This is a genomic window from Streptomyces sp. NPDC050732, from assembly GCF_040654255.1.
In the GTDB taxonomy this organism is placed as follows: Bacteria; Actinomycetota; Actinomycetes; order Streptomycetales; family Streptomycetaceae; genus Streptomyces.
Genome location: NZ_JBFAHP010000004.1, coordinates 170,157 through 194,734, shown reverse-complemented (window position 1 = coordinate 194,734; position 24,578 = coordinate 170,157). Strand labels below are relative to the sequence as shown.

Here is a 24,578-nt window from a genome sequence, read left to right as displayed (position 1 = left end):
CAGCGCATGTCCGCTCCTTCCCACCCCACCCGCGCGCCCGGCATCTGGGACGTGATCGTCGTCGGAGCCGGCCCCGCCGGCGCCACGGCCGCCCGCGTCGCCGCCGAGAACGGCTGTACGACACTGCTGCTGGAACGCGCCACGATCCCCCGCTACAAGACCTGCGGCGGCGGCCTCATCGGAGCGTCGCTCGCCGCCCTGCCGCCGGGCCTGTCCCTGAAGGTCTACGACACGGCTCGCCGGTTCACCTTCGCCCACAACGGCCACAAGGAGCGCACCCTCGACTCCAGCTCACCGACGTGCGCCATGGTCTACCGCAGCGAACTCGACGCCGCGCTGACCGAGGCGGCCGCCGCGGCCGGCGCGGAGGTCAGGGACGGCACCGCGCTGACCACGCTCGAACAGCGGGGCGACACCGTCAGTGTGAGGACCAACCGCGGCGACACGCTCCGCGCCCGCGCGGTCGTCGGCGCCGACGGCAGTGCGAGCCGGGTCTCGCGGTACGTGGGCGTGCAGTGCGCGCAGGTCGACCTCGCCCTGGAGGTGGAGGTGCCGGTCGACGAGAGGACGGCGGACCGCTGGCGCGGCCGCGCCCTGATGGAGTGGGGGCCGCTGCCGGGCTCGTTCGGCTGGGTCTTTCCCAAGGGGGACGTGTGCACCGCCGGAGTGGTGGCCGCCCGGGGCAACCCCGTCGCCCTCCGCGCCTACAAGGAGGACTTCCTGACACGCCACGGGCTCATCGGCCCGCGCCCCCTCCACGACACCGGCCACCTGACCCGGTGCCGCCGCCCGGACTCCCCGGTGGCCCGGGGGCGCGTACTGGTGGCCGGTGACGCCGCGGCGCTGGTCGACCACTGGTCGCGGGAAGGGATCTCCTACGCCCTGCGCTCAGGGGACCTGGCGGGCCGCGCCGCGAGCCGCGTGGTCGGCGCGGACGAGCCGGGAGCGCGCGCCGCCGCCGATGACTACGGCCGCCGGATCAACGACGTCCTGGGCGCCGAAATGCGGGCGAGCAGCTCCCTCATGGCCCTCTTCGCCCGCAACCCAGCCCTCGTCCACACGGCCCTGACCCGAGTTCCCCCGGCGTGGCACCGTCTCGACGCGTACATCGCCGGACGTACGAGCGTGGCGGGCATCATGACCACGCCTCTCGCCCGCACGGCAGCGGCCGTGGCGGGACGCCTGCCGGCGAGCCGCCGCGGTTCGGGCCGGCCCGGGAGGGTCTCGTAGGGCGCTGTGCCCCGGGAGCCCCTTGCGTACCCTTGCCGCATGCGTATGCGTCCCACTCTGAGCTGGAGTCCTCCCGAGGATCTGCCACCGGCCACCACGGATCTGGGTCCGGTCACCGGCGCGCTGGAGGCCGGTGGCGTGGTGGTGCTCAGTGGGGCGGGGATCTCCACGGAGTCGGGCATTCCCGACTACCGGGGTGAGGGCGGCAGCCTGAGCAGGCACACTCCGATGACCTACCAGGAGTTCACCGCCGACGCCCGGGCCCGGCGCCGGTACTGGGCGCGCAGCCACCTCGGCTGGCGGACCTTCGGGCGCGCCCGGCCCAACGCGGGGCACCGGGCCGTCGCCGCGTTCGGGGAGCACGGGCTCCTGTCCGGTGTGATCACCCAGAACGTCGACGGGCTGCACCAGGGCGCCGGCAGCACGGGCGTCGTGGAGCTCCACGGCAGCCTGGACCGTGTCGTCTGCCTCTCCTGCGGCGCCCGCAGTCCGCGGCGTGAGCTCGCCCGGCGGCTGGAGGAGGCCAATCCCGGGTTCGAGCCGGTGGCCGCGGGCATCAATCCGGACGGTGACGCCGACCTCAGCGACGAACAGGTGGGGGACTTCCGCGTCGTACCGTGCGGAGTCTGCGGTGGCGTCCTCAAACCGGACGTCGTGTTCTTCGGCGAGGCCGTTCCGCCGGAGCGGGTCGAGCACTGCCGCGAGCTGGTCCGGGGGGCGACCTCGCTGCTGGTCCTCGGCTCCTCCCTGACGGTGATGTCGGGGCTCCGGTTCGTCCGTCAGGCCGCGCAGGGCGGCAAGCCGGTGCTGATCGTCAACCAGGACCCGACCCGCGGCGACCAGCACGCCGTCGCCCGGGTCGCGCTGCCCCTCGGCGCGGCTCTCACCACCGTGGCGGGCCGGCTGGGCGTCCCCGTTCCGGCCCGGTAACCGAACGTCACGCCCGGGCGTACACTCGGCCGCATGGGTCCCATGGGTTTCACGAGGTGCACGAGGGCGCCTCGGACCCGCCCCTTCGCGCTTCACATCACGCTTCGTACCGCACTTCGCAGTGCGCTTCGCGTCTCCCTGCACGAGCACGGCTAGCGACTCCCGCGCCGAAACGCCTCGGCCGCCGCAGCCACCGCCGCCGCTCCGCCCGGCCGCGACCGCACGACCGGGTCCGCGCCACTTCGAATGGATCATCGTGAAGCTGAACGACTTGTTGGCCGGACACGACCATCACGTACTGCGGGGCGAGCCGGGCTCCGTCGCGGTCACCGCGGGGGTGACCTTCGACGTCGACCGGGTCGGGCCCGGTGCCGTGTTCGTCGCCGTGCCCGGGCACCGGGAGGGCGGTCCCGGCGCCGTGGGCGCCGCGTTCGCCCGCGGTGCCGCGGCCGTCATCGTCGAAGGGGCCGACCCGATGCCGTCGGCGGTTCCGCCGTCCGCGACCGGGTGCGTCGTGCGGGTGGCGGACACGCGGCGGGCGGCCGCGGTCGTGGCCTCGCGGTACTTCGGCGAACCGGGGCGGCACATGGATGTGGTGGCGGTCACCGGCACCAACGGCAAGACGTCCGTCTCGTACATGGTCGAGTCCGCCCTGCGGCTCTCCTCCGGGGCGAAGGTGGGGGTCATCGGGACGGCCGGCAGCCGGATGGGCGACGAACTGATCCCGATGCCGCGGTCCGTGCTCACCACCCCGGAATCGCCCGACCTGCAGTACCTCCTCGGCCACATGCGCGACCGGGCGACCGGCAGCGTGGTGCTTGAGGCCACCTCCATGGCGCTGCTGACACACCGGGTGGACCGCACCTTCATCGACGTCGGCGTCTTCACCAACCTGACGCAGGATCACCTGGACGACCACGGCACGATGGCCGACTACCGGGACGCCAAACTCCGGCTCTTCCAGGGCCTTTGCCGGCACGCGGTGGTCAACGCCGACGATCCCGTGGGTGCCGGGATCGGCGCGCTGATGCCGGGCGCGGTGACCACGTACGCGCTCGACGGGCCTGCGGACTACCGGGCGACCGACCTGGTGGTGAGCGCGTCGGGCACGCGGTTCACCCTGTGGCACGGGGGTCTTGCCCGTCCCGCGTCGATCCCTTTCCCCGGCCGGTACTCCGTGGCCAACGCCCTCGCGACGCTCGCCTCCTGCCACGTACTGGGCCACGACCTGGACGCCCTCGTCGCCGCGCTGGCCCAACTCCCGCCCGTGCCCGGCAGGTTCGAACGCTTCGAGACGCCGGAGGGTACCTCCGTGATCGTGGACTACGCCCACTCCCCCGACTCCCTGGACAAGGTCCTGACCACCATCCGCGGCTACGCGCGCGGCCGGGTGATCACCGTCTTCGGCTGCGGCGGCGACCGGGACACCACGAAGCGCGCGGACATGGGGAGGATCGCCGGGGCCCACTCCGACCTCTGCGTCGTGACCTCCGACAACCCGCGCGACGAGGACCCGGAGGCGATCCTGGACCAGATAGTTCCCGCTCTCACGGCGACCGGGACGCCGTTCGAGCGGCTCGCCGACCGGCGCGAGGCCATCGCCTTCGCCCTGTCGTCGGCGGGCCCCCGGGACACGGTCCTCATCGCGGGCAAGGGCAGCGAACCGCATCAGACCGTCCGCGGGGAGCTGCTTCCGTTCAGCGACATCGCGACCGCGCGGGAACTCGCGGCCGCGCAGACGGCGGCCGGGCGTCCGGGAGTTCAGTCGGTACGTTGAGCCGTCCGGGCCGCGTCCGCGCGGGCCGTCACATCTCGCGCAGCGCCTTGGCGACGACCGAGTCGCCGGCGACCTCGATCCGCCCGTCCCGGACGCCCTGGCCGAGGGTGAGTTCGCCGCGGCTCACGGCCACGCACGCGTCGGCGTCCAGGGTGAGGGTGGCGTCGGCCCCGTCCGGCGCGGGCCCGTCGCCGTAGGCCTGCTCACCGTCGGCCTGCTCACCATCGGACTGCTCGGCGTCGGTGAGCCGGACGTGGAAGCAGCCCTCGTCGAGCCGCACCTCCACCACGCCCTCGGCACCCGCCCCGGCGCCGGCCGCCGCGAGATGCCTCAGCAGCGGCAGCGCGAACCAGTGCGCGCGCACCGCGTCCGTGGGCCTGCGCTCCTCCAGGGCCGGGGCGCCCCACGCGGCGAGGGCCTCAAGGACCGGCAGCAAGCCGCGCCCCCTGCCGGTGAGTTCATAGACGTACGCCGCGGAGGGCGCCGGCAGCCTGCGGCGGGTCGCGAGACCCCGCTGCTCCATGTCCTTCAGGCGCGAGGCCAGCACGTCCGTGCTGACGCCCGGCAGGTCGGCGTGGAGGTCGGTGTAGCGGCGGGGACCGACCAGCAGTTCCCTGACGATCAGCAGGGTCCAGCGGTCGCCCACGGCGTCCAGCGCCCGGGCTGCCGCGCAGTACTGGTCGTAGCTTCGGCGAGGTGGCATGCGACATAGTCTATGCAAGTTGTTGGACTTTCCAAGCGGGGGCTTGGTAAAACCAAGTAACACACGTCACGGGAGGCGCAGCGCATGGAGTTCCGGCAGTCGAGCAAGCTCAGCGAGGTCTGTTACGAGATCCGGGGGCCCGTCATCGAGCACGCCAACGCGCTGGAGGAGGCGGGCCACAGCGTGCTGCGCCTCAACACCGGCAATCCCGCGCTCTTCGGCTTCGAGGCGCCCGAGGAGATCGTCCAGGACATGATCCGGATGCTCCCCAAGGCGCATGGCTACACGGACTCGCGGGGCATCCTCTCCGCCCGGCGCGCGGTGGCCCAGCGGTACCAGGCGCTCGGCCTGGACGAGGTCTCCGTAGACGACGTCTTTCTCGGCAACGGCGTGTCCGAGCTGGTCACCATGGCCGTACAGGCCCTCCTTGAGGACGGCGACGAAGTCCTCATCCCGGCGCCCGACTTCCCCCTGTGGACCGCCGTGACGACCCTCTCCGGAGGCAAGGCCGTCCACTATGTGTGCGACGAGTCCGCCGACTGGTACCCCGATCTCGACGACATGGCCTCGAAGATCACCGACCGGACCAAGGCCGTCGTGATCATCAACCCGAACAACCCCACGGGCGCGGTCTATCCGAAGGAGATCCTGGAGGGCATCCTCGACCTGGCGCGCCGGCACGGCCTGATGGTCTTCGCCGACGAGATCTACGACCAGATCCTGTACGACGACGCGGTGCACCACAGTGTCGCCGCCCTCGCGCCCGACCTCGTGGTCCTCACCTTCTGCGGCCTGTCCAAGACGTACCGGGTGGCGGGCTTCCGCTCCGGCTGGCTGGTGGTCACGGGGCCGCAGCAGCACGCGAAGAACTACCTGGAGGGCCTGACGATGCTCGCCTCCATGCGGCTGTGCCCGAACGCCCCCGCCCAGTACGCCATCCAGGCGGCGCTCGGCGGCCGCCAGTCCATCCGTGAACTCACCGTGCCCGGTGGGCGGTTGCACGAGCAGCGCGACAAGGCGTGGGAGAAGCTGAACGAGATCCCGGGCGTCTCCTGCGTGAAGCCGAAGGGCGCCCTGTACGCGTTTCCGCGCCTGGACCCGAAGGTCCACCCGATCCACGACGACGAGAAGTTCGTCCTCGACCTCCTCCTCCAGGAGAAGATCCAGGTCGTCCAGGGCACGGGCTTCAACTGGCCCCGCCCCGACCACTTCCGCATCCTCACCCTCCCCTACGCTGACGACCTCGACGCGGCGATCAGCCGCATCGGCCGCTTCTTGAGCGGATACCGGCAGTGACTCACCCCGGGAGCACCGTGTCGCCCTGCACCGCCTGCGGACAGCCCGTCCACACGCAGTTCGCCTCGCCCGAACTCGTCGCGCCCATCGTGTACGAGGACTTCGACCGCGCCGCCGACCCGGCGTGGCGCACCTCGGGCGCGGCGACCGTCGAGGACTACGCGCGCTGGTGCGGCCACCTGTGCGGGCTGACGTGCTTCCGGATGGCGCTCGGCCCGTCCGCGCCGACCCTGTTCGACCTGCGGGACGGCGCCCTCAAGTACGGCGCGTACACCGAGGTGGACGGGGTCATCAAGGGAATGATCTACGCCCCGTTCGCCGAGTACGCCCGCGACGCGTTCGGCCTCGACGCCGAGGTCCACCGGCACCTCTCGGTCGAGGAGATCGGCCCGCTCCTCGACGAGGGACGCCAGGTCATCGCCTCCGTGCACTACGAGATCCGCCGACCGCACCGCCCCTCCCCCGGCAGGGGCGGGCACCTGGTGCTGCTCACCCGGCGCACGGCCGAGGGGCTGCTGCACCTGCACAACCCGTCGGGCGTCGACGCGCGCACCCGTGCCGCCGACATGCCCGCCGGCGAGTTCGAGCCGTTCTTCGCCGGGCGCGGGGTGTCGCTGCGCTGACAGGGGGTCACCGCGGCTGCCAGGATGGCGGGATGATGCGTGGAGGCAGCGTCGCCGTCGTGGGCGGCAGCATCGGTGGGTGCGCCGCGGCGCTGGCCGCGCACCGCGGTGGCGCCGACGAGATCACCGTGTACGAGCGCGCCGCGGGAGACCTGGCGGACCGCGGCGTGGGGCTGGCCATGCACGATTCCCGTTACGCGGAGCTGGAGTCGGCCGGATATGTGGACGCGGGCATGGCGTGGGTGCAGCTCGTGCGGCGGCGCTGGTATGTGCGGGACGACGCGGCCGTGTCCCCGCTGGGCCGGGAGATCGCCGTGCTGCCGTTCCCCTTCCGTACGTACAACTGGGGCCCGCTGTGGCGGGAGTTGCGCGGACGTCTGCCCCGGAGCGTGGACTTCCGCCCGGGCGCGACGGTGCGGGCGGTGCGTCCCGGCGACGGGGGCGTCGAGGTGACCACCGACGCCGGGAGCACGGAACACGACCTCGTCGTCGGCGCCGACGGTTACCGCTCGGCGGTCCGCGCGGCCCTCTTCGGCGACGTACGTCCGGCGTACGCGGGGTATCTCGCCTGGCGCGGCGCCTTCCCCGAGGCACGGCTGAGCGATCCGGAGCCGTGGGCCGACGAGGACTGCGTGTACGCCGTCTTCCCCGGCGGCCACGCGATCATCTACCGCATTCCGGACGGCACGGGCGGCCACCGCGTCAACTGGGTCCTGTACACCGCCCCACCCCCCGGGCTCGACCTCGGGCTCGGCCTCGACCTGCGGCTCACCGGCCCCACGAGCCTGCCGCCCGGCGGCCTCACGGAGGCGCTCGCCACCCACCTCGCGTACGTGGCCGACGAGCTCCTGCCGCCCTACTGGGGCGCGCTGCTGCGGGAGACCGCGCCCGACGAGACCTTCCTCCAGCCCATGTACGACTTCACCGCGCCGCGCTGCACGGCGGACCGCGTCCTGCTGGCCGGCGACGCGGCGGCGGTGGCCCGGCCGCACACCGGCGCGGGCGCGGTCAAGGCGCTGCAGGACGCGACGGTCCTGGAGGCCGCCCTCACCTCGGCCGGCACGTGGGAGGAAGCCCTGGCCGCGTACGACACCGACCGGACCGTCTCCGGCCGTTCGATGGTCGACCTGGGGCGGCGGCTCGGCGGGGCGCTCGTCCAGGCGACCCCGGACTGGCGGGCCATGGACCAGGCGGCGACGGAGGCCTGGTGGAAGCAGGCGGACGGCACCGGGGCGTTCGGCGGCCGGGAGCTCAGGCGCTGACCCGCGGACCTGTTCCGGCCCCGTTTTGGGGATGCGCCACGAAGATCAATAGTATCCGGCGATGATCACAAGACAACGGCCGGCGGCCTGGGCCATGGCCCTGCTCGCCGCCCTGACCGCCGGGCTCGTCACGGCAGGCCCCGCCGCCGCCGATGACGACGACGAACCGGCACAGCCCGCCCCCAAGGTCGAGCTGGTCCTCGACGTCAGCGGCTCCATGCGGGCCCGCGACATCGACGGCAAGTCCCGGATGGCCGCCGCGAAGCAGGCCTTCAACGAGGTCCTGGACGCGACCCCGGACGAGGTCGCGCTCGGCATCCGCACCCTCGGCGCCAACTACCGCGGCGACGACCGCAGGACGGGCTGCAAGGACACCGAGCTGCTCTACCCCGTGGAGCAGCTCGACAAGGCGGGCCGCACCGACGCGAAGACCGCCGTGGCGACGCTCGCGCCGACCGGCTGGACCCCGATCGGCCCGACGCTCCTCAAAGCTGCCGACGACCTGACGAAGGACGACGCCGAGCGCAGCCGCCGCATCGTGCTGATCTCCGACGGCGAGGACACGTGCCGGCCGCTCGACCCGTGCGTGGTCGCCCGGGAGATCTCCGCCAAGGGCATCCACCTCACCATCGACACGCTCGGCCTGGTGCCGGACGCCAAGACCCGCGACCAGCTGAGCTGCATCGCGGAGGCCACCGGCGGCACGTACACGTCGATCCGGCACACCGACGAACTCTCCGGCCGCGTCAAGCAGTTGGTGGACCGGGCGGCCGATCCGGTCGTCACGCCCGCGGCGGTGAAGGGTGCCGCGCGGTGCACCGAGGCGCCCGAGCTGAAGTCGGGTCTCTACACCGACCGTGAGAAGTTCGGCGAGCACCGCTGGTACCGCGTGGAGGTCCCGGCGGGCAAGGAGCTGCGCGCCTCCGTGAGCGTCGCGGCCGACCGTGCCGTCAACAAGGACTACGGCGTGCTGCTGCGCGCCGAGACGCCGCGGGGGCGCGAGATCGTGCGGGGCCAGGAGTCCGGCGACGGGCGCACCGACGTGATCTCGACGGGCCTGCGCCACCCGACGCCCGAGGCGGACGACGACGAGGAGGAAGCCACCTCCGAGACCGTCTGTCTGCGCGTCAGCAACTCGTTCTCCGCGCCGGCCTCCGCGAAGACCGCGCCGGGCCTGCCGGTCGAGCTCGCCGTGGACCTGGTGGACTCCCCCGACGAGGCGTCGGACGTCGCCTCCTTCGGGCTCGGCCACGGCTGGTGGCTGCTCGGTGTGCTCGTCCTCGTCGGCTTCCTGGCCGGTCTGGTCTGGGGCTGGCTCTCGCGCTGGCGCTTCGCGGTCTGGAGGACCAACTGATGCGTACGGACCGACTGATGCGTACGGACCGACCGATGCGTACGACACGTGTGGTGCGGCGTTTCGCGGTGACGACCGGTGCCGCCCTGCTCGCGCTGACCGGGGCGGCCGGTTCCGCCGCCGCCGACGGCGAGACGCCCGAGAAGGTGACGGAGGCGGGCACGTCCTTCCGTACCGCTACCGCGATCCGCCCCGACCAGCAGGCCACGGCGGAGGCGTCCACGGGTGACTACCTGTACTGGGCGTTCCCCGTGGACACCGGGCAGCGCGCCACCGTGCACGCGACGGTGAAGCTGCCCGAGGCCGCGGCCCGGCACGCCGCGTCCACCTGGCAGGTCGACGTGTACGACGGGCTGCGGCGCCGCCAGGCCTGCCGGCTCGGCACGCCCACGAAGACGGCCGCCCAGGACGTCTCGTCGGTGTCGCTGTCCTGCACGCTGCGTACCGTCAGGTCCTGGTCGGAGCAGTGGGCGAACGATCCGCTGCCGGGCACCTACTACCTGCGGCTCACGGTCACCGACCTCAAGGCGGACGACCTGGGGCTGCCGGTGCGGGCCGAGGCGAAGGTCACCACGACCGACGCGGGCGGCGCGCAGGCGGTGGACGGGGCGCTCGCGGAGCCGCTGGTGCCTGGCGCGGGTGCGGACGGCTCGGACCAGCGGCGGACCGCCGCCGTGGAGCCCGAGGACGGCTGGTCGGGCGGCTGGTGGTCCTCGCGCTGGCTGTGGACGGCAGCCGGCGGTGTCCTCGCGGCGCTCGCGGGCGTCGGCGGTTACGCGCTGACGCGTGGTTCGGGACGGCCCGCCCGGGTGCCGCAGGGCATGTAGCACGGGGTGTCACGCCCGCTTGCCGGGTCCCGCCGGGCGCGGAGGCCGGGCGGCGTGGCAGGCTCGGTGGTGGCGGTGCCGGACGGCCCGCCACCACCGGGAGAACAGGAACGGCGCGACCATGGGTGATCTGCTCCTCGTCCGGCACGGCGAGACGGAGTGGTCCCTCTCGGGACAGCACACCAGCTGGACGGACATCCCCCTGACGGACAACGGCAGGGAGCAGGCCCGCTCGCTGGCCCCCCTCATCAGCAGGTTCCGGATCGGGGCGGCGTTCACCAGCCCGCGGCAGCGCTCGCGGGAGACGGCGGAGCTGGCCGGCTTCGGCTCCGCCCGGGTGGACCCGGACCTGAGCGAGTGGGAGTACGGCGCGTACGAAGGCGTCACGACCGTCGAGATCCACCGCACCCGGCCGGACTGGTACCTCTTCACGGACGGTGTGGCGCCCGGCCCGCCCGAGCATCCCGGCGAGAGCCCTGAGCAGGTGGGCGAGCGGGCCGACCGCATGCTGGCCAAGGTCGACGCGGCGCTCGCCGACAACGAGGGCAGCGTCGTCCTCTTCGCCCACAGTCACTTCCTGCGCGTCCTCGCGGCCCGCCGCCTGGGCCTGCCCGCGTCCGGCGGCTCGATGTTCCTGCTCGCCACCGGCACCGTGAGCCGGCTGAGCACGGAGCACCGGCGGCATGTGGTGGCGAGCTGGAACCTCCGCCCCCAACTGCTGAAGTGACCTGCCCGGCCATGTGATCCGCGGTCGTGGCATTCGACAGGCGCGACGATGATCATCAAGACTGCGGTCATGCGATACGGCGTGAATCTCCTCAACTTCGGCTCCGGCACGACCCCCGACTCGCTCGTGCGGCAGGCGACCGACGCCCGTGAACTCGGCTTCGAGTTCGCGATGATCTCCGACCACATCGCGGTGACCCCCGACGTCCACGAGGTCTATCCGGCGCCGTTCTACGACCAGTTCGTGCTCGCCGCGCATCTCGCGGGGCGCGTGCCGGGGCTGCGGCTCGGCACGACGATCACCGTGATCCCCTACCGGCATCCGCTCCAGACGGCGCGTCTCGCCGCGAACATGGACCGGCTGAACGCCGCCGGGTTCATCCTCGGCGCCGGTGTCGGCTGGTCGGCCGCCGAGTACGAGACGCTCGGCGTGCCCTTCCGCGAGCGCGGCGCGATCACCGACGAGTACCTCACCGCGATCCGTGCCGCGTGGCGCGAGGACCCGACGTCCTTCCACGGCAAGTATGTGGCGTACGACGGCGTCCGCACGGCCCCGGCCCCCGCGACCAGCCCCTGCCTCCCCGTCTGGGTCGGCGGCAACTCCCCCGCGGCGCAGCGCCGCGCGGCCCGCCTGGGCGAGGGCTGGCACCCGTTCATGCCGACCTTGCCGCTGCTGGCCGAGGCGCTGCCCCGCATCGCGGCGGAGGCGGAGGCCGCGGGCCGTCCCGTCCCGGACCTGGTGCCGCGCCTCCAGATCCGGCTCGGGCAGCGGCAGGACACGCCGGAGCGTCCGCTCGGCCACGGCAGCGCCGACCAGATCCGGGGCGACCTGGAGACGCTGGCGGAGCTCGGCGCGACGGACGTACTGCTGGACACGTACCCCGGCAGCCCGGCGGAACGGGCCGACGCGGCCGACGACCGCCGCGTCCTGGAGCTCCTGATGTCGGTGGCTCCGAACCCCTGAGGTCAGCGGCTCCGGGGCCCGATGTCAGTGGCACAGTGCACCATCGGTATCAGGTGACGGAACCGGCCGGGCAAGGGGAAGGGGTGCGTGGGGTGAAGCCTTTGACAGCTGCCCAGCGACGGATCGTCGAGGCCGCGGACCCGGAGACCGGGCGTCTCTCCGGCACCGAGGCCCAGCTGACGGCCCTGGTGCGGGCGCGCCTCGCCTTCCGCCATCCGCGGCCGCCGCACGCGTGGTTCCTGACCCCGGCCGGTCATCGCGTACGGGAGGAGGGCACCCCGGGCGCCGCCGCTCCGGAGCCGTCGCCGGCCCCCACGGCCTCGGAGGGGTTCGCCGCGCGCACCGGCGCGGAGACGGCACCGCACGCCGTCGAGGGCCCCGCCCGCGCGCGGGAGGTGCGCAGCGCGTGGGAGGGCCTGGTCGAGCTGCGCCGCATGACGAACGCCGACGGGGCCAGGGACCGCCCCTGCGCGTGGGAGCGCACGCACCTCGTGCGGGCCGCGGCGCTGGCCCTGGAGGCGGCGGGCTGCCGCCCCGCGGGCCCGGGCACCGAGGGGTACCGGGTCGACGCGACACCGCAGCCGGAGGCCGTCGCCGTGCGGGAGCCCACACAGGAGGGGCTGCGGGCGTGCGGGGCGGCCCTGGAGCGGGCCGGATGGCAGGTCAGCGAGCACGCGGAGCCACGCGCGGGCGGCCGCTCCCGCTATGTCCTCGCGTCGCCCCGCAGGAAGTGAGGCACCGGGGCAGCCGGGCCGCCCGGAATGCCGTACGGGCCGGCCGAGTTGAACGCACCGAAACCGAAGAGCGTCGAAGGGGATCCCGTGTCATTGCCGTTTTCCGTGAGCGTCGGCGTCCGTGGGTACGAGACGGACACGCAGGGCCACCTCAATCAGGCCGTCTACCTGCAGTACGCCGAGCACGCCCGCTGGTCGCTGCTGCGCGAGGCCGGCATCGAGCAGACCGACCTCCTGGACAAGGGCGTGGGCCCGGTGGTCCTGGAGAGCACCGTCCGCTACCGGAGCGAGCTGCGCGCGGGGGACGAGACGACGGTGACGTGCGCGTTCGTGTGGGGCGAGCGGAAGACCTTCGGTGTCGAGCAGACGATCACGAAGGCGGACGGCACGGTCGCCGCGACGGTCACCTCCGTCAGCGGGCTGCTCGACCTCAAGGAGCGGCGGCTGGTGGCGGACCCGCGCGAGTACTTCAGGGCGCTGGCGGCCGACCCGGCGGCGCTAGGCCTCTGATCCGCCCGGCTTCTGGCGCCGTGTGCATGGCGCCGTATGCATGGCGCCGTGTGCATGACATCGTTACCCGACCGCCCCACGACGTTCACACAGTCGTACGCACATCCGTGCCACTCTCCCGGTTGTTGACTGGTCAACTCGCGTAGACCGCGTGTCCTTTGGCGGGCGCGTGGCGCGCGAGACCTCCGGGAAAGGACACCCCCCACATGCCCGTCCCGCGTGTACACCGCTGGAAATCCCTCGCCCTGACCGCCGCGGCGCTGCTGGTCGGCATCACCATGCCGACCACCGCCACCGCCACCGCGTCCGGTTCGGCCTCCGGTTCGGCGTCCGCCGCCGTCGGCGCCTACGACGACACGTACTACAAGGACGCGCTCGGCAAGACAGGCCCCGAGCTCAAGTCCGCGCTGCACACGATCATCAGTGAGCAGACGAAGCTCTCGTACGACAAGGTCTGGGACGCCCTCAAGACCACCGACGAGGACCCGGCGAACAGCGCGAACGTGATCCTGCTCTACACCGGCACCTCCCGGAGCAAGAGCAGCAGCGGCGGCGACCAGGGCGACTGGAACCGCGAGCACGTGTGGGCCAAGTCCCACGGCGACTTCGGCACGGCGACAGGACCCGGCACCGACATCCACCACCTGCGCCCCGAGGACGTCACGGTCAACAGCATCCGTGGCAACAAGGACTTCGACAACGGCGGCGGCGCGGTGGCGGGAGCCCCCGGCAACCTCACCGACGGCGACTCGTTCGAGCCCCGCGACGCCGTCAAGGGCGACGTGGCCCGCATGATCCTCTACATGGCCGTCCGCTACGACGGCGAGAACGGCTTCCCCGACCTGGAGCCCAACGACCGGGTGGACAACGGCAGCGCGCCCGCCATCGGCCGCCTGTCGGTCCTGAAGCAGTGGAGCGCCGAGGACCCGCCGGACACGTTCGAGAAGAACCGGAACCAGGTCATATTCGACAGGTTCCAGCACAACAGGAACCCGTTCATCGACCACCCGGAGTGGGTGGAGGAGGTCTGGTGACCTCTCCCTGACGTGGAACTCATCCCACCGGTTCGTTCTTCCGCTCCTGCAAGGCCGAGCGCATGAACCGGCAGCGTTCCTTGCTGCGGCGTCGCGTCCAGTGGATCCAGTAGCAGAACGCGCCCGCACCGGCAGCGAAGAGGAAGAAGGCCGGCGAGCCGGTGGCTGCTCCGAGGACGATCGCGGCTACGGCGAGGAGTCCGATGCAGCCCAGCCAGTACGGAAGCCACCGCTCCGACCGCTCCAGCTGCCTCTCGTACGCGGTGACCAAGCGCCGCATCGTCGCCCGTTCGCCGGGGTCGCCCGGCACCTCGCGGTGCCGGATCCTGCCGTTGAGATCGGCGACCGTGTGCGGGTCCGAGCCGACGGCGCGGCTGATCCTGCGACGCTGGAAGGCCAGGCAGGCGAGGGCGGCCCCGGTGTAGATCGCGCCTTGTATCAGCCATCGGACCGGGTGTGCGTCCGGCCGGAACAGTGCGGTGATCCCCACACCGGGCGGGAAGAGCAGCAGTGCCTGCGCAAACAGGCTGCGGTCGAGCCAACGCTTTAAGCCGTGCACGGCCGGTGCCTCCTTGGAATCGACGACCGTGGTGTCGGGTCGATTCCCCGGGTACCCCGGCCGGGCCGGGGTACCCGACGGCCTAGACGGGTCCGGCGAGTTCGGCCAGGTCGGCCAGGTCTTCGGCACCGAGCCGGAGCGCGGCCGCCGCCACGTTCTCCTCCAGGTGGGCCGGGGACGACGTCCCCGGGATCGCCAGCGTCGTCGGTGAGACGGCGAGCAGCCACGCCAGGGTGACCTGGGCGGGTGTGGCCCCGTGCCGGTCGGCGACGCGCCGGAGTGCCGAGAGGTCGGGGGCTCCGGCGCCGCCGAACGGGAAGTAGGGGACGTACGCGATGTCCCGCGCCGCGCACAGGTCGACCAGCTCGGCGTGCTCGCGCGTCAGCGGGCTGTACCGGTTCTGGACGGCGGCGACGGGCGCGATCTCCTGGGCCTCCGCGAACTGTCCGGGGGTGGCGCTGCTGACGCCGAGGTGGCGGATCAGGCCCTCCTCGCGCAGGGCGGCCAGCGTGGCGAAGCGGTCCTCGCCGGGGCCGTCGGTCCGCAGGAAGCGGAGGTAGACCAGGTCGAGGTGGTCCCGGCCCAGCTCGCGGAGGTTGCGGTGCACGGCCGCGCGCAGCTCCGCCGGGTCGGCGGGGTTCATCCAGCTGCCGTCCGGGAAGCGGCCGGGGCCGACCTTGGTGGCGATGACGAGGTCGTCGGGGTAGGGGTGCAGGGCCTTGCGGATGAGGTCGTTGGCCGCGATGTCCTCGTAGAAGTAGAAGGCCGCCGTGTCGATGTGGTTCACGCCGAGCTCGACCGCGCGGCGCAGCACGGCGATGCCGCGGTCGGGGTCGTGCGCGGGGCCGTCCCAGTGCGCGGAGGGGAGCCGCATCGCGCCGAATCCCATGCGGTGGACGGGCAGTTCACCGCCGATGAGGTACTGCCCGGCCGCGGCGGCGGCGCCGACTGAAGTGCCATCCGTGGTCCGGTCCGTGGTCGTCATGCGCCAGATCCTCTGCCGCCCGCCCGCCGCGCGCGAACACGTGGCCACTTGCTGCCACCGTTGACCCCTTGCGTGTCGCGCCACAGACTGTCGCCACGATGGCGAGCACAAGAAGCACACGGAGCACAGGCAACACGGACCAGGTCGTGTCCCTGCGGGGCGAACGAGAACTGGTGCGCCGGGCCGGGGACCTGTTCACCGGCGCCCGCGAGGAATTCCTGTGCGCGGCGGCGGACCTGGTGACCTTCTCGCCGGGGGTGAACGCCGCGTTCGCCGGGGGCAGGCGCCCGCCGCTCGTGCCGGGCGGCCTGACGATGCGGAAGCTGTACACGCCGCGCGCGCTCGCGGACGCCGGGTCGGAGGCGCGACTGGTCCGGATCGCCGACTCCGGGGCGGAGGTGCGCATCTCGACGGCGCCGCTCGCCCATGAGGCGATCGTCATCGACCGGCGGGTGGCGATCCTCGCCGGGGCGCCGGTGCGGGGGGTGCGGACGTTCACGGTGATCCGTACGCCGGTCGCCGTGGAGGGGGTCAGGGCGCTGGTGTACGCGGCCTGGGAGACGGCCACCGACCTCGACGAGTTCCGCCGGACGCGGCCTCCCGCCCTGGGCGAGGAGGCGCGCCGGATCCTGCGGGCGCTGGGCGCGGGCCATACCGATGAGGTGACGGCGCGCGGCCTCGGCATGTCGCTGCGCACGTACCGCAGGCGCGTGGCCGAGGTCATGGCGGCGCTCGGTGCGACGTCCCGTTTCCAAGCCGGTCTGCGGGCCCGGGAGTTGGATTCCGGCATCTGGGGCGGGGCGGGCGACCGGGCGGACTCCGGGCGGTCTAGATTGTCGCTTGATCGTTGAACGCTTGATCGTCGGACCGTCCGGTACGGCGACAGGTGAAGGTACGTTGACGTGGCCAGGAGGCTCCCGTGTCAGATCACGACCCCCAGCTCGGCTCAGCCGCCGACATACGCGCGCGCATCGACACCAGCACGCCGCATTCGGCGCGTTTCTGGAACTACTTCGTGGGCGGCAAGGACAACTACGAGAAGGACCGGGAGCTCGGGGACCACATCAAGGAGATCTTCCCCGGCCTGGTCGACGTGGCGCGCACCAGCCGCCTCTTCCTGGGCCGCGCGGTGCGCCACCTGGCCGCGGAGCGGGGCGTGCGGCAGTTCCTGGACATCGGCACGGGGCTGCCAACGGCGGACAACACGCACGAGGTCGCGCAGCGGGCCGCCCCCGACGCGCGCATCGTCTACGTCGACAACGACCCGCTGGTCCTCGCCCACGCGCGGGCCCTGCTGACCAGCACGCCCGAGGGCGAGACGGCGTACATCGACGCGAACCTCTACGAGCCCGAGGCGATCCTGGCGGAGGCCGCGAAGACGCTCGACCTCTCGCAGCCGGTCGCCCTGATCATCCTCAACACCCTCGGTCACGTCGCCGACCACGACCAGGCACGCGACCTGGTGTCCCGCCTCATGTCGGGCCTGCCGTCCGGCAGTTACCTGGTCATCAGCGACTCCACGGCCACCAGCGAGGGCATGATCGCGGCGTCGAACGAGTACAACAAGAGCGGCGCGATCCCCTACTACGTCCGCGAGGTCGACGAGATCGGTGCCTTCTTCACCGGCCTCGACCTGCTGGACCCTGGAGTCGTCCAGGTCACGCGGTGGCGCCCGGACACGGAGGACGCGACGGCGGTCGACGCGTATGGGGCGGTGGGCCGCAAGGCGTAACGGGACCCCGGGGCGTCGCGCTCCAGCCGCCGTCACCGGCTGAGCGCGACGCCCGGGCGTCAGGAGTGCTCGTCTTCGTGGACCGCCTCGTGCCATCTCCCGGCCCTGGCGAGACACGGCCCGCTCACGCTGTCGGAGCCCGCGACGTACGCGAGCCAGCGCAGTTCGTCGCAGGCGAAGAAGGACTCGCCCCAGGTGTCCACCCAGATCCGGGCCGTCCCGTCGCCCTTCGAGTGCGTCAGGTCCCACCACGCCCAGCCCCGGCTCTCGGAGTCGGGGTCGAACTCGTGGAGCCAGGTGTGGAGCTCCCAGTCCCCTCCCCGGATCTCCGCGGCGTACCGCTCCCTGCCCCGCCGCGCGAACTCCGGCGCCTCCGCGAAGCGAGGCCCGCTCACGGCGGCGAACCACCCGGGGACGGAGTCCGCGGGCAGTTCTTCCTCACCGAAGTCCGCGGAGAGGGCAATCCCCAGAGCGACGTCGAGCACCGCGCGCAGCCGGGCCGTGTACGTGCCGACGGGCACCGTGGGGGTGACGTCGAACCAGCACAGCACCGGGGGCGCGTCCTGGACGGAGGGCCGTCGGGCGACGCGGAGCCTTTCCTGCTCTATGTCCTCGGTCTCGTGCATCATGTCGGTGCCGCCTCATCCATCACGGCGCCGAAGGCCCCGGGCATCGTCGGATCCTCTCGCGGTCCCGCCCCTGTCAGTCAACGGCCGTGTGCCGCAGCCAGCGCTCCAGGGCTTCCCGCGTCTCCTGCGGTGTCTCGGGCGACGCGGCCATGCGGGCGCCGAGCTCCCGCATCGACGGGAGGCGGTGTGGGTCTTTCAGGAGGACACAGTCCGTCCACTCCTCCCCCTCCACTCCTCGCACGACGACGGTGCCGTCGAGGGAGAGCATCGCGAAGTCGATGTGGCCCGCCCCGCGCCCCGTCACCCGCGCCTCGGCACCGGCGCCCGCGATGTCGGAGTGCCCGGTCAGGGTCACCCGTGCCCACCTCAAGGGCTCTCGGGGCACCGTTTCCCTGGCGCCGACAGCGATCAGGAACTGTGGGTCGTCCATCGGGAAAAGCCCTTGGTCCGCACTGAGCAAGTACCACCCGTGGTCCACCTTTTCCCGCAGGTCGGGCTCGTCGGATGCCACGCTCACAGCCCATTCCTCGCCGCCGGTTTCCACGGAATCCGCACAGAATGCGAGGCACGGAGGCATCAGCGGCGCGGACACGTCCACCAACCCCAGATAACGCAGGCCGGCTTTGGCCAGCGAATTCTTCAGCTCTACTTCCCGCACGCCATTTCCTCGAAGAGTGTGTGATCAGGGGCCTGCCTGGCCGGACCGCGGCTGCGCCTTCGCCCAAGGGTACGGCAAGACCTGGTCATAGTTGTGTGAGCCGTCCTTGCGCCTGCCGAAGTAGGCGATGTTGCCGTCTCGGTCCACCACAACTCGTGCCTGACTCAACGGGTTTCCGTTGTCATAAATGGGTTGGCCCTTCCACCGCTGTCCGGCACGAGAATTCCCGCCGCGATAATTGTCGGCCACGCGGTTGCCCGCCGGTCCGGTATAACGCTGTTCCTTGTTGGGGTTCTTGACGATGTCGTCCACCAATTTGTGGATGTCGTCCGGGGTCGCGAGCCATTTCTTGCGGTCCTCGTTGCCCGCGATGCGACGCGCGATCTCCTCCGGCGAATAGTCCTCGTCCGGCACCCAGTTGCTCGGCGGGACGTCGGCGTCTCCGCACTCCGGTGCGAGACCGAGCGGGTCCGACCAGGTGCATGGGTTGTGCGGGTACGTGAAGGCGTTGTCCGCGGGGCGCAGGCCCAACGGGTCCGGAGAGTGATAGCGGCCCGTACTCGGGTCATAGTGCCGGAAGTAGTTGTAGTGCAGGCCCGTTTCCGGGTCGAAGTACTGGCCCGGGAATCGGAGCGGTGTGTACGTGGTGCTGTCGGCTGCCCACGTCGTGGCGCCCCAGAGGGTGGAGCGCGTGCGCCATGCGATGTCCCCGTGCTCGTCGACCAGTTCCGTCGGGGTGCCGACGAGATCGGTGACGATGGCGTAGAAGCGGTCGTCGATGTGTTCCGCTGCGATGCGTTCCGTCTGGGCCAGCGGGCGTACCCCGTCGTGGTCCCACGTCAGCGTGACAGGAGAAGGGAAGCTGTCACCCCGCGTGGTCTGCTCGCACAGCGTCGTGCCGTCCCAGGTGAAGTCGACGCGCTCGGCGACCTGCTTCCCGTCGCCGCCGATCCGCTCCTTGGCGATACGCCGCCCGAGGGGGTCGTAGGTGTATCGCCAGCGCGTCCCGTCCGGAGTGACGACCGACGTGAGCCGGTCCTCCGCGTCCCATGTGTACCGCCACGTGTCCGGCTTGCGCGACAGGCGAGTCTTCTGACTGAGTACGACGCGGCCCGCGGCATCGTACTCGTACCGGACGCCACCCGCCCTCAGGAGCGTCATCCCGGCGTACTCACGTCGCCCTTGAGCCTCTTCGTCCGGCTGCGTGGCGGGCCAAGAGGCATGTGTCTGGTTGCCCGCCGCGTCGTACGCGTATGTCTCGCGCCATCCCCGGGCACTGACACCCGTGATCCGGCCGACCGCGTCGAGCTCGAAGTCGCGGGCGCCGTTCGCCGGATCCTCGACACCTGTCAGGTGGCCGTCCGGGCGGTATCGGTAGGTACGCGACCGGATGCCGCGTCCGTCCGGGCCCTCGACGGATCGGACGCGCAGTCGGCCCACTTCGTCGAAGGTGTGGGTGAACGTGAGGCTGTCGCCGACGTGGCGGCTGACCTCGCGGCCTGCCGCGTCGTGCTGGAAGCGCAGACGGCGCCCGCCCGTGGTCAGCTCGGTGCGGTTGCCGACCGCGTCGTACGCCCATGTACTCACCGCTCCGGACGGCGTCGTGCGGTGTGTGCGGCGACCGAGTTCGTCGTAGGCGTAGCTCAGTTCCCTGCCCGCGACCGTCTCCGCGCGCAGTCGGCCCCTCTCGTCCCAGCACCATTCGACGACCGCGCCGGGCGAGGCTGCGCGCAGCATGCGGCCCGCCGTGTCGTAAGTGAAGTCGGTGATCTCGCCGGCGGCGTCCTTCCGCGTCACCTGTCCGAACACATCGCGCTGGTAGCGGATCACTTCGCCCAGCGGGGTCGTCCGATGAGTCAGGTGGCCCGTCGCGTCGTTCGCGTACCGGTGCGAGCGACCGTCGAAGTCCGACTCCGCGACCAGGCGGCCTGCGGCGTCGTACTCGTAGTCCCAGGTCAGCCCCTGAGGATTGGTGACTGTGGTGAGCCGCAGTTCGCTGTCGTAGGTGAAGGCGTGGCGCACTCCGTCGGCACTGGTGCGCGCCGCCAAGAGGTCGAAACAGGTGTATTCGAAGCGGGCTACGCCGCCGTTGGCGTCCGTATAGTGCGTGCAGTTGCCTTCACCGTCGTAGATCCACGTTTCCTGGGAGCCGTCGGCCGCGATGCGTCGGGCAGGCCTCCCCTCGACGGTCCACTCCAGGCGGGTCCGCGCGCCGAGCGGATCCGTCAGGACGACGAGGCGCCCGAACGCGTCCCGCTCATAGGTGTTCTCAGCTCCCAGCGCGTTCGTCACCGAGATTGGCAGCCCCGCGCTGTCGCAGCGGACCCTGACTGTGTGCCCAAGGGTGTCCGTGACCTCCGCGAGGCCGCCCACCGAGTCGTAGACGAATCGCGTGGTGCGTCCCTCGGGATCGGTGACGGCCACGGGGTTGCCGATACTGTCGTACTCCCGCATCCAACGGGAGCCGTCCGGTTCGATGGTGAGTACCGGATGGCCCGACTCGTCGAACTCGACGAAGGAGTCCTTGCCGTCCGGTCGAGTCACGCGGGTCAGGCGCCCGTCCCGGTCGTAGGCATAGCGGGTTGCCCGGCCCAGCGCATCCGTCACCCCGACAAGCCGCAGTTCCCCGTCCCACTCCTGCTCCGTCACATGCCCCAGCGGATCCGTCTCCCGAATAAGCCGGAACGCGTCGTTGTGCTCGTACACGCGGACGTGGCCCAGCGAGTCCGTCACGCGGGTGGTGTGCGTCGCGTCCTCGTACGTGAGCGTGGAGGCCAGGGCGTTGCCCGTGCCGCCGGTGGTGGTGACTCGGCCACGGGAGTCGTACGTGTACCAGTACGTCGTGCCGTTGCGGTCGGTCCAGGAGGTGATGCGGCCCTCGGGGTCGTAGGTGTAACGCATGGGGAGGCCCGAGGAGTTGGTCTCCTCGGTGAGGTGGCCGGACTCGTCGTAGCCGAAGGTGAGCAGGGTCGTGCCGGGGGCGGACGGCTCCGACGGGTCGAGGAGGCGTAGGGCCGTGATGCGGGAGTCGGTCTCGTCGCGGTCCAGGGCGATGCGGTAGCCGCCGGAGTGGGTCACCGCCGCGGGGATGTCACCCTCGTCGTACTCGATGGTGATCCGGTTGCCGTTGCGGTCCTCGACGTACTGGAGCGGGACGTCGACCGCTTCGCCGGCGGCGGCCGGGACCGGACTGTGGAAGACCTGGACGAGGCCGCTGTCGGGGTCCGTGACGCACAGTGCGCCGTCGAATCCGTCGGCCCAGGACAGGGTCAGGCGCGAGCCGGGCGTGTCGGGGCGGACCGCCTCGCCGGTCTCCGCGTCGGGCACGGGGAAGCAGAGCCGGGCGCCGTCGGCGGCGGCGTAGACGAAGCCGTTCTCGTCGGCCTGGATCCGCTGGTCCAGGGTGGACGCCCAGGACGGGCCGAACCAGCCGCCGAAGCGGTAGGAGGAGAGGTGCGTGCGCTCCAAGGTCAGAGGCAGGACGCCGGGCAGTCGGACGTCGGTGCGGGTCAGCGCCATGTCGCCGGTCGCCACGTCGATCGGGTCGCGGACGAACTTCTTGAGCGCGTTGCGCACCGAGGCGGGCAGCTTGTCGAAGCCGGGGCGGAGGGAGAGGCGCTCGAAGGAGGCGCAGTTGAGCTTCATGGCGCCGCGCAGCCTGGACAGATCCTTGGGCTTGAGCTTGCCGAGGCCTTTCCCGAGGAGTGTGCCGAGGCTGCCCACGCCGACGCCGAGTGCCGCGCCCAGCGCGAGGGTCTCCGCCAGCTTTCCGGGGTCCTTGAAGGTCGACGGGTCCTTGAGCAGGGTGTCCAGCGCGGCGAACTTCGCGCCCTCGCCCGCCATCTTGCCGACCCGCGCGATCGTCTTGATCTCCTTGAGGGCCTTGAGGGCCCGGCGCAGACCGCGGATGACTTCGAGAACCGCTCGGATGGTGCGGGCCATCGCCGAACCCGCGTGTTCGATCCGGCCGATCAGGGCCATGGCCTTCGCGAACCGCGCGCCTGCCGCGAGGCTGCCGACCACCGCGGAGGCGCCGCCGGTGAGGACGGAGAGGGCCAGGCCCGCCATCTCCACTTCGATGATCTCGACGATGATGACGTTGAGCTCGGTGAGCAGTTCGTGTGATTCATCGGCGTACTTGTCGAGGGCGTCGGCGCCGTCGCGCAGCGAGTCCGCCATCTTCGTCGCCTGCGAACGGGTCTTCTTCGCCCGCTTGTTGAAGGCGGTGGCGGTCTTGCCCTCCCAGGTCACGTCCCGCAGCGCGGCTTCCGCGTCCTTGACGGAGGCGTCCACGGCCTTGGCCAGGGAGCGCCACTTCTTGGCTATCTCCCGGACCCCGTCCGGGTCCACGGCCGGGTCGGAGATCCCCAGGAACTCCATCATGCTGGCCATGCTGTCGCCGGCCATGTGGTTGAACTTGTTGATGTAGTGGAGAGGGTTGAGGTCGACCACGGGGCTCAGCCCTGCTTCTTGCCGCGTGCGGCGGCTTCGAGCAGCACGTCGAGTACGTCGAACGCCTCGGAGAGGTCGGTCATCAGCTTCGCCTCGCCGTGCCACTCGTCGACGAGGTCCGCCGCGACCTCCGCGAGTGTCTCCATGCCCTCGCGCACGTCGTCGGTCGCGCTCATCAGCGCGCCGAGGGCGCCCAGCGCCGACAGGTCGTGCGAGGCGGCCTTGAAGTCATGCAGCGGCTTTGCGATGTGATGCGGCGCCCTGCGCAGCAGCGGCGCCGCCTTCGCTATCGACTCCGAGTCCTTGCCCAGGTCTCCCACGGCCGCGTGTCCCCCGATACTTCCCGATACCGCGCGTTGCGATGTGCACAAGCCAACGGCAGACAGTAGTCGTAACGGGTAAGCGGAATGTATTTACTCGGTCATGGCAGCGCAAAGCCGAGTGCGCAGCCGTAGCTGAACTCGGCCTCCAGGAGGTCGGTGAAGATGCCGATGGGGTCCTGCCAACGGCCCTCCGTCCAGTCGGCGTTGATGTTGACGGCGAGCATGTGGGTGCCGTCTCGGGTGCCGTAGACGTAGGACCAGGAGCCGAAGAGGGCGCCGCCCATGCCCCAGACCGCTGTGCCGGAGGGCAGGAGGAGGCGGGAGACGCCGCAGCCGTAGGTGGAGCGGGGTAACCAGTTCTGTGTCTGGACCATGGTGAGCAGTTCGCGCTGCTGTTCCGGGCGGAGGAGCTGGCCGCCGAGCAGGGCGCCGAAGTACCGGGTGAGGTCGCCCACCGTGGAGATCATGCCGCCCGCCGCCCAGTACGGGGTCGTGTCCAGTTCCGTGGCGTCGTGGACCGGTGCGTCCGGGTCGGGGGAGAAGAGTCTGGTGTAGTGGCGTGCGTGGGGTGAGGGGAGCGTCGGGTCGGTGGCGAGTGGCAGGGATGTGCCGGTGAGGCGGAGCGGTCGGGTGATGCGGTCGGCGATCTCGTCGGTCAGCGTGCGGCCCGTCACGCGCTCGACGATCATTCCGGCGACGATGTAGTTGGTGTTGGAGTACGCCCAGCCCGTTCCCGCCGGGAAGTCGGCCGGGTGGGACGCGGCGATCGCGACCAGTTCCTCGGGCGTGCAGCTCTCCTGGCTGCGCAGGGCCGACTGGTCGTGGGTGTAGTTGAAGATTCCGCTGGTGTGGTCGAGGAGTTGCCGGACGGTGGTGGTCGTGCCGTCGTGGGCGGCTTTTCCGGTGAGTATGCCCGGCAGCCATCGCTCGACCGGGTCCGTCAGGGCCAGGCGGCCCTCGGCGGCCAGTTGCAGGACCACCGTGGCGGTGAAGGTCTTGGTGATGCTGCCGATCCGGAACCGGTCCTCGGGGCCGCGCTCCCGGCCCGTCCGGGTGTCGGCGACTCCCGCCGTGCCTGTCCAGTGGCCGCCGCCGTCGCGTACCTGGGCGAGGATGCCCGGCACGCCCCCTTCCCGCACGGCTTCGTCGAGCACACACTGGGCGGCGCCGTGGTCGCGGCGCCGGTGCGTGACGCGCGCCGTTGGAGCGGCGTCTTTCATGTGGTGTTCCTCCTGGTTCCCTCGGGTTCCCCCTGGTAACTCTTTCGCGA

The 24,578-nt window shown here is 71.6% G+C and carries 23 protein-coding genes; 15 read left to right on the top strand and 8 right to left on the bottom strand.

Translation table 11 applies throughout. The features are described from left to right. The first annotated feature begins 6 nt into the window (after window positions 1-6). The 3 genes from AB0H82_RS05655 (at window position 7) to AB0H82_RS05645 (ending at window position 3,937) form a co-directional block, all read left to right on the top strand. Window positions 7-1,230, top strand: coding sequence for a geranylgeranyl reductase family protein (locus tag AB0H82_RS05655; protein ID WP_362989132.1), 1,224 nt, complete (start codon window positions 7-9; stop codon window positions 1,228-1,230). A 39-nt stretch (window positions 1,231-1,269) separates the two neighbouring features. Beyond that, window positions 1,270-2,160, top strand: coding sequence for an NAD-dependent protein deacetylase (locus AB0H82_RS05650; RefSeq protein WP_362989130.1), 891 nt, complete (start codon window positions 1,270-1,272; stop codon window positions 2,158-2,160). A 256-nt stretch (window positions 2,161-2,416) separates the two neighbouring features. After that, window positions 2,417-3,937 carry a UDP-N-acetylmuramoyl-L-alanyl-D-glutamate--2,6-diaminopimelate ligase gene (locus AB0H82_RS05645; RefSeq protein ID WP_362989128.1) on the top strand — a complete coding sequence of 507 codons (1,521 nt, stop codon included), beginning with the start codon at window positions 2,417-2,419 and terminating at the stop codon, window positions 3,935-3,937. A 28-nt stretch (window positions 3,938-3,965) separates the two neighbouring features. On the opposite strand, the gene AB0H82_RS05640 is transcribed toward AB0H82_RS05645, so the two are convergent. Then, entirely contained in the window at window positions 3,966-4,640 is a 675-nt protein-coding gene (locus tag AB0H82_RS05640) for a winged helix-turn-helix transcriptional regulator (protein WP_362989126.1), read from the bottom strand. An 84-nt stretch (window positions 4,641-4,724) separates the two neighbouring features. Here AB0H82_RS05640 and AB0H82_RS05635 point away from each other — a divergent pair, with 84 nt between their 5' ends. The 10 genes from AB0H82_RS05635 to AB0H82_RS05590 all read left to right on the top strand — a co-directional run bounded on the left by AB0H82_RS05635 (window position 4,725) and on the right by AB0H82_RS05590 (window position 13,970). Continuing rightward, a complete protein-coding gene (locus AB0H82_RS05635; RefSeq protein ID WP_362989124.1) occupies window positions 4,725-5,936 on the top strand; it encodes a pyridoxal phosphate-dependent aminotransferase in 1,212 nt (403 codons plus the stop codon). Between the two features lie 17 nt (window positions 5,937-5,953). Continuing rightward, the gene (locus tag AB0H82_RS05630) at window positions 5,954-6,559 is read left to right on the top strand and encodes a peptidase (protein ID WP_362989122.1); all 606 of its coding nucleotides are present in this window, start codon (window positions 5,954-5,956) and stop codon (window positions 6,557-6,559) included. Window positions 6,560-6,591: 32 nt separating this feature from the next. Further along, window positions 6,592-7,821 carry an FAD-dependent monooxygenase gene (locus AB0H82_RS05625; RefSeq protein ID WP_362989120.1) on the top strand — a complete coding sequence of 410 codons (1,230 nt, stop codon included), beginning with the start codon at window positions 6,592-6,594 and terminating at the stop codon, window positions 7,819-7,821. Between the two features lie 61 nt (window positions 7,822-7,882). Further along, complete coding sequence (locus AB0H82_RS05620; RefSeq protein WP_362989118.1) at window positions 7,883-9,175, top strand: VWA domain-containing protein; 1,293 nt, start codon at window positions 7,883-7,885, stop codon at window positions 9,173-9,175. Window positions 9,176-9,210: 35 nt separating this feature from the next. After that, window positions 9,211-10,002: a hypothetical protein gene (locus AB0H82_RS05615; protein WP_362989116.1), complete on the top strand. Its 792-nt coding sequence runs from the start codon at window positions 9,211-9,213 to the stop codon at window positions 10,000-10,002. Window positions 10,003-10,123: 121 nt separating this feature from the next. Further along, entirely contained in the window at window positions 10,124-10,729 is a 606-nt protein-coding gene (locus AB0H82_RS05610) for a histidine phosphatase family protein (RefSeq protein WP_362989114.1), read from the top strand. Window positions 10,730-10,798: 69 nt separating this feature from the next. After that, window positions 10,799-11,692 (top strand): TIGR03619 family F420-dependent LLM class oxidoreductase, encoded by an 894-nt coding sequence (locus tag AB0H82_RS05605; protein ID WP_362989112.1) that lies wholly within the window; start codon window positions 10,799-10,801, stop codon window positions 11,690-11,692. Between the two features lie 92 nt (window positions 11,693-11,784). Then, window positions 11,785-12,426, top strand: coding sequence for a hypothetical protein (locus AB0H82_RS05600; RefSeq protein WP_362989110.1), 642 nt, complete (start codon window positions 11,785-11,787; stop codon window positions 12,424-12,426). An 87-nt stretch (window positions 12,427-12,513) separates the two neighbouring features. Beyond that, the gene (locus AB0H82_RS05595) at window positions 12,514-12,936 is read left to right on the top strand and encodes a thioesterase family protein (RefSeq protein ID WP_362989108.1); all 423 of its coding nucleotides are present in this window, start codon (window positions 12,514-12,516) and stop codon (window positions 12,934-12,936) included. Between the two features lie 206 nt (window positions 12,937-13,142). Further along, window positions 13,143-13,970 (top strand): endonuclease, encoded by an 828-nt coding sequence (locus AB0H82_RS05590; protein WP_362989106.1) that lies wholly within the window; start codon window positions 13,143-13,145, stop codon window positions 13,968-13,970. Window positions 13,971-13,989: 19 nt separating this feature from the next. Here AB0H82_RS05590 and AB0H82_RS05585 read toward each other — a convergent pair whose 3' ends face one another. Both AB0H82_RS05585 and AB0H82_RS05580 read right to left on the bottom strand, forming a co-directional pair. Continuing rightward, window positions 13,990-14,529, bottom strand: a complete 540-nt coding sequence (locus AB0H82_RS05585) for a hypothetical protein (RefSeq protein WP_362989104.1) — start codon at window positions 14,527-14,529, stop codon at window positions 13,990-13,992. An 82-nt stretch (window positions 14,530-14,611) separates the two neighbouring features. Continuing rightward, window positions 14,612-15,514, bottom strand: coding sequence for an oxidoreductase (locus AB0H82_RS05580; protein WP_362989102.1), 903 nt, complete (start codon window positions 15,512-15,514; stop codon window positions 14,612-14,614). Between the two features lie 98 nt (window positions 15,515-15,612). Here AB0H82_RS05580 and AB0H82_RS05575 point away from each other — a divergent pair, with 98 nt between their 5' ends. Next, on the top strand, window positions 15,613-16,365 hold the full coding sequence (locus tag AB0H82_RS05575; RefSeq protein WP_362989100.1) for a DNA-binding response regulator: 753 nt from the start codon (window positions 15,613-15,615) through the stop codon (window positions 16,363-16,365). Between the two features lie 68 nt (window positions 16,366-16,433). Continuing rightward, on the top strand, window positions 16,434-17,246 hold the full coding sequence (locus tag AB0H82_RS05570) for an SAM-dependent methyltransferase (RefSeq protein ID WP_362989098.1): 813 nt from the start codon (window positions 16,434-16,436) through the stop codon (window positions 17,244-17,246). A gap of 59 nt (window positions 17,247-17,305) precedes the next feature. On the opposite strand, the gene AB0H82_RS05565 is transcribed toward AB0H82_RS05570, so the two are convergent. From AB0H82_RS05565 to AB0H82_RS05545, 5 genes are all read right to left on the bottom strand, one after another. Further along, window positions 17,306-17,875, bottom strand: coding sequence for a hypothetical protein (locus AB0H82_RS05565; protein ID WP_362989096.1), 570 nt, complete (start codon window positions 17,873-17,875; stop codon window positions 17,306-17,308). Window positions 17,876-17,948: 73 nt separating this feature from the next. Then, entirely contained in the window at window positions 17,949-18,230 is a 282-nt protein-coding gene (locus AB0H82_RS05560; protein WP_362989094.1) for a hypothetical protein, read from the bottom strand. 327 nt (window positions 18,231-18,557) lie between these two features. Next, window positions 18,558-22,985 carry a DUF6531 domain-containing protein gene (locus AB0H82_RS05555; protein WP_362989092.1) on the bottom strand — a complete coding sequence of 1,476 codons (4,428 nt, stop codon included), beginning with the start codon at window positions 22,983-22,985 and terminating at the stop codon, window positions 18,558-18,560. A gap of 5 nt (window positions 22,986-22,990) precedes the next feature. Next, a complete protein-coding gene (locus AB0H82_RS05550; protein ID WP_362341359.1) occupies window positions 22,991-23,305 on the bottom strand; it encodes a hypothetical protein in 315 nt (104 codons plus the stop codon). Between the two features lie 101 nt (window positions 23,306-23,406). Next, entirely contained in the window at window positions 23,407-24,528 is a 1,122-nt protein-coding gene (locus AB0H82_RS05545; RefSeq protein ID WP_362989090.1) for a serine hydrolase domain-containing protein, read from the bottom strand. Between the last annotated feature and the right edge of the window lie 50 nt (window positions 24,529-24,578).

Coding starts and splice junctions, on each gene's coding strand:
- AB0H82_RS05640 (WP_362989126.1), bottom strand. CDS start 4,640: ATGCCACCTCGCCGAAGCTACGACCAGTACTGCGCGGCAGCCCGGGCG.
- AB0H82_RS05580 (WP_362989102.1), bottom strand. CDS start 15,514: ATGACGACCACGGACCGGACCACGGATGGCACTTCAGTCGGCGCCGCC.
- AB0H82_RS05615 (WP_362989116.1), top strand. CDS start 9,211: ATGCGTACGACACGTGTGGTGCGGCGTTTCGCGGTGACGACCGGTGCC.
- AB0H82_RS05625 (WP_362989120.1), top strand. CDS start 6,592: ATGATGCGTGGAGGCAGCGTCGCCGTCGTGGGCGGCAGCATCGGTGGG.
- AB0H82_RS05575 (WP_362989100.1), top strand. CDS start 15,613: ATGGCGAGCACAAGAAGCACACGGAGCACAGGCAACACGGACCAGGTC.
- AB0H82_RS05655 (WP_362989132.1), top strand. CDS start 7: ATGTCCGCTCCTTCCCACCCCACCCGCGCGCCCGGCATCTGGGACGTG.
- AB0H82_RS05635 (WP_362989124.1), top strand. CDS start 4,725: ATGGAGTTCCGGCAGTCGAGCAAGCTCAGCGAGGTCTGTTACGAGATC.
- AB0H82_RS05565 (WP_362989096.1), bottom strand. CDS start 17,875: ATGATGCACGAGACCGAGGACATAGAGCAGGAAAGGCTCCGCGTCGCC.
- AB0H82_RS05610 (WP_362989114.1), top strand. CDS start 10,124: ATGGGTGATCTGCTCCTCGTCCGGCACGGCGAGACGGAGTGGTCCCTC.
- AB0H82_RS05545 (WP_362989090.1), bottom strand. CDS start 24,528: ATGAAAGACGCCGCTCCAACGGCGCGCGTCACGCACCGGCGCCGCGAC.
- AB0H82_RS05590 (WP_362989106.1), top strand. CDS start 13,143: ATGCCCGTCCCGCGTGTACACCGCTGGAAATCCCTCGCCCTGACCGCC.
- AB0H82_RS05620 (WP_362989118.1), top strand. CDS start 7,883: ATGATCACAAGACAACGGCCGGCGGCCTGGGCCATGGCCCTGCTCGCC.
- AB0H82_RS05605 (WP_362989112.1), top strand. CDS start 10,799: ATGCGATACGGCGTGAATCTCCTCAACTTCGGCTCCGGCACGACCCCC.
- AB0H82_RS05650 (WP_362989130.1), top strand. CDS start 1,270: ATGCGTATGCGTCCCACTCTGAGCTGGAGTCCTCCCGAGGATCTGCCA.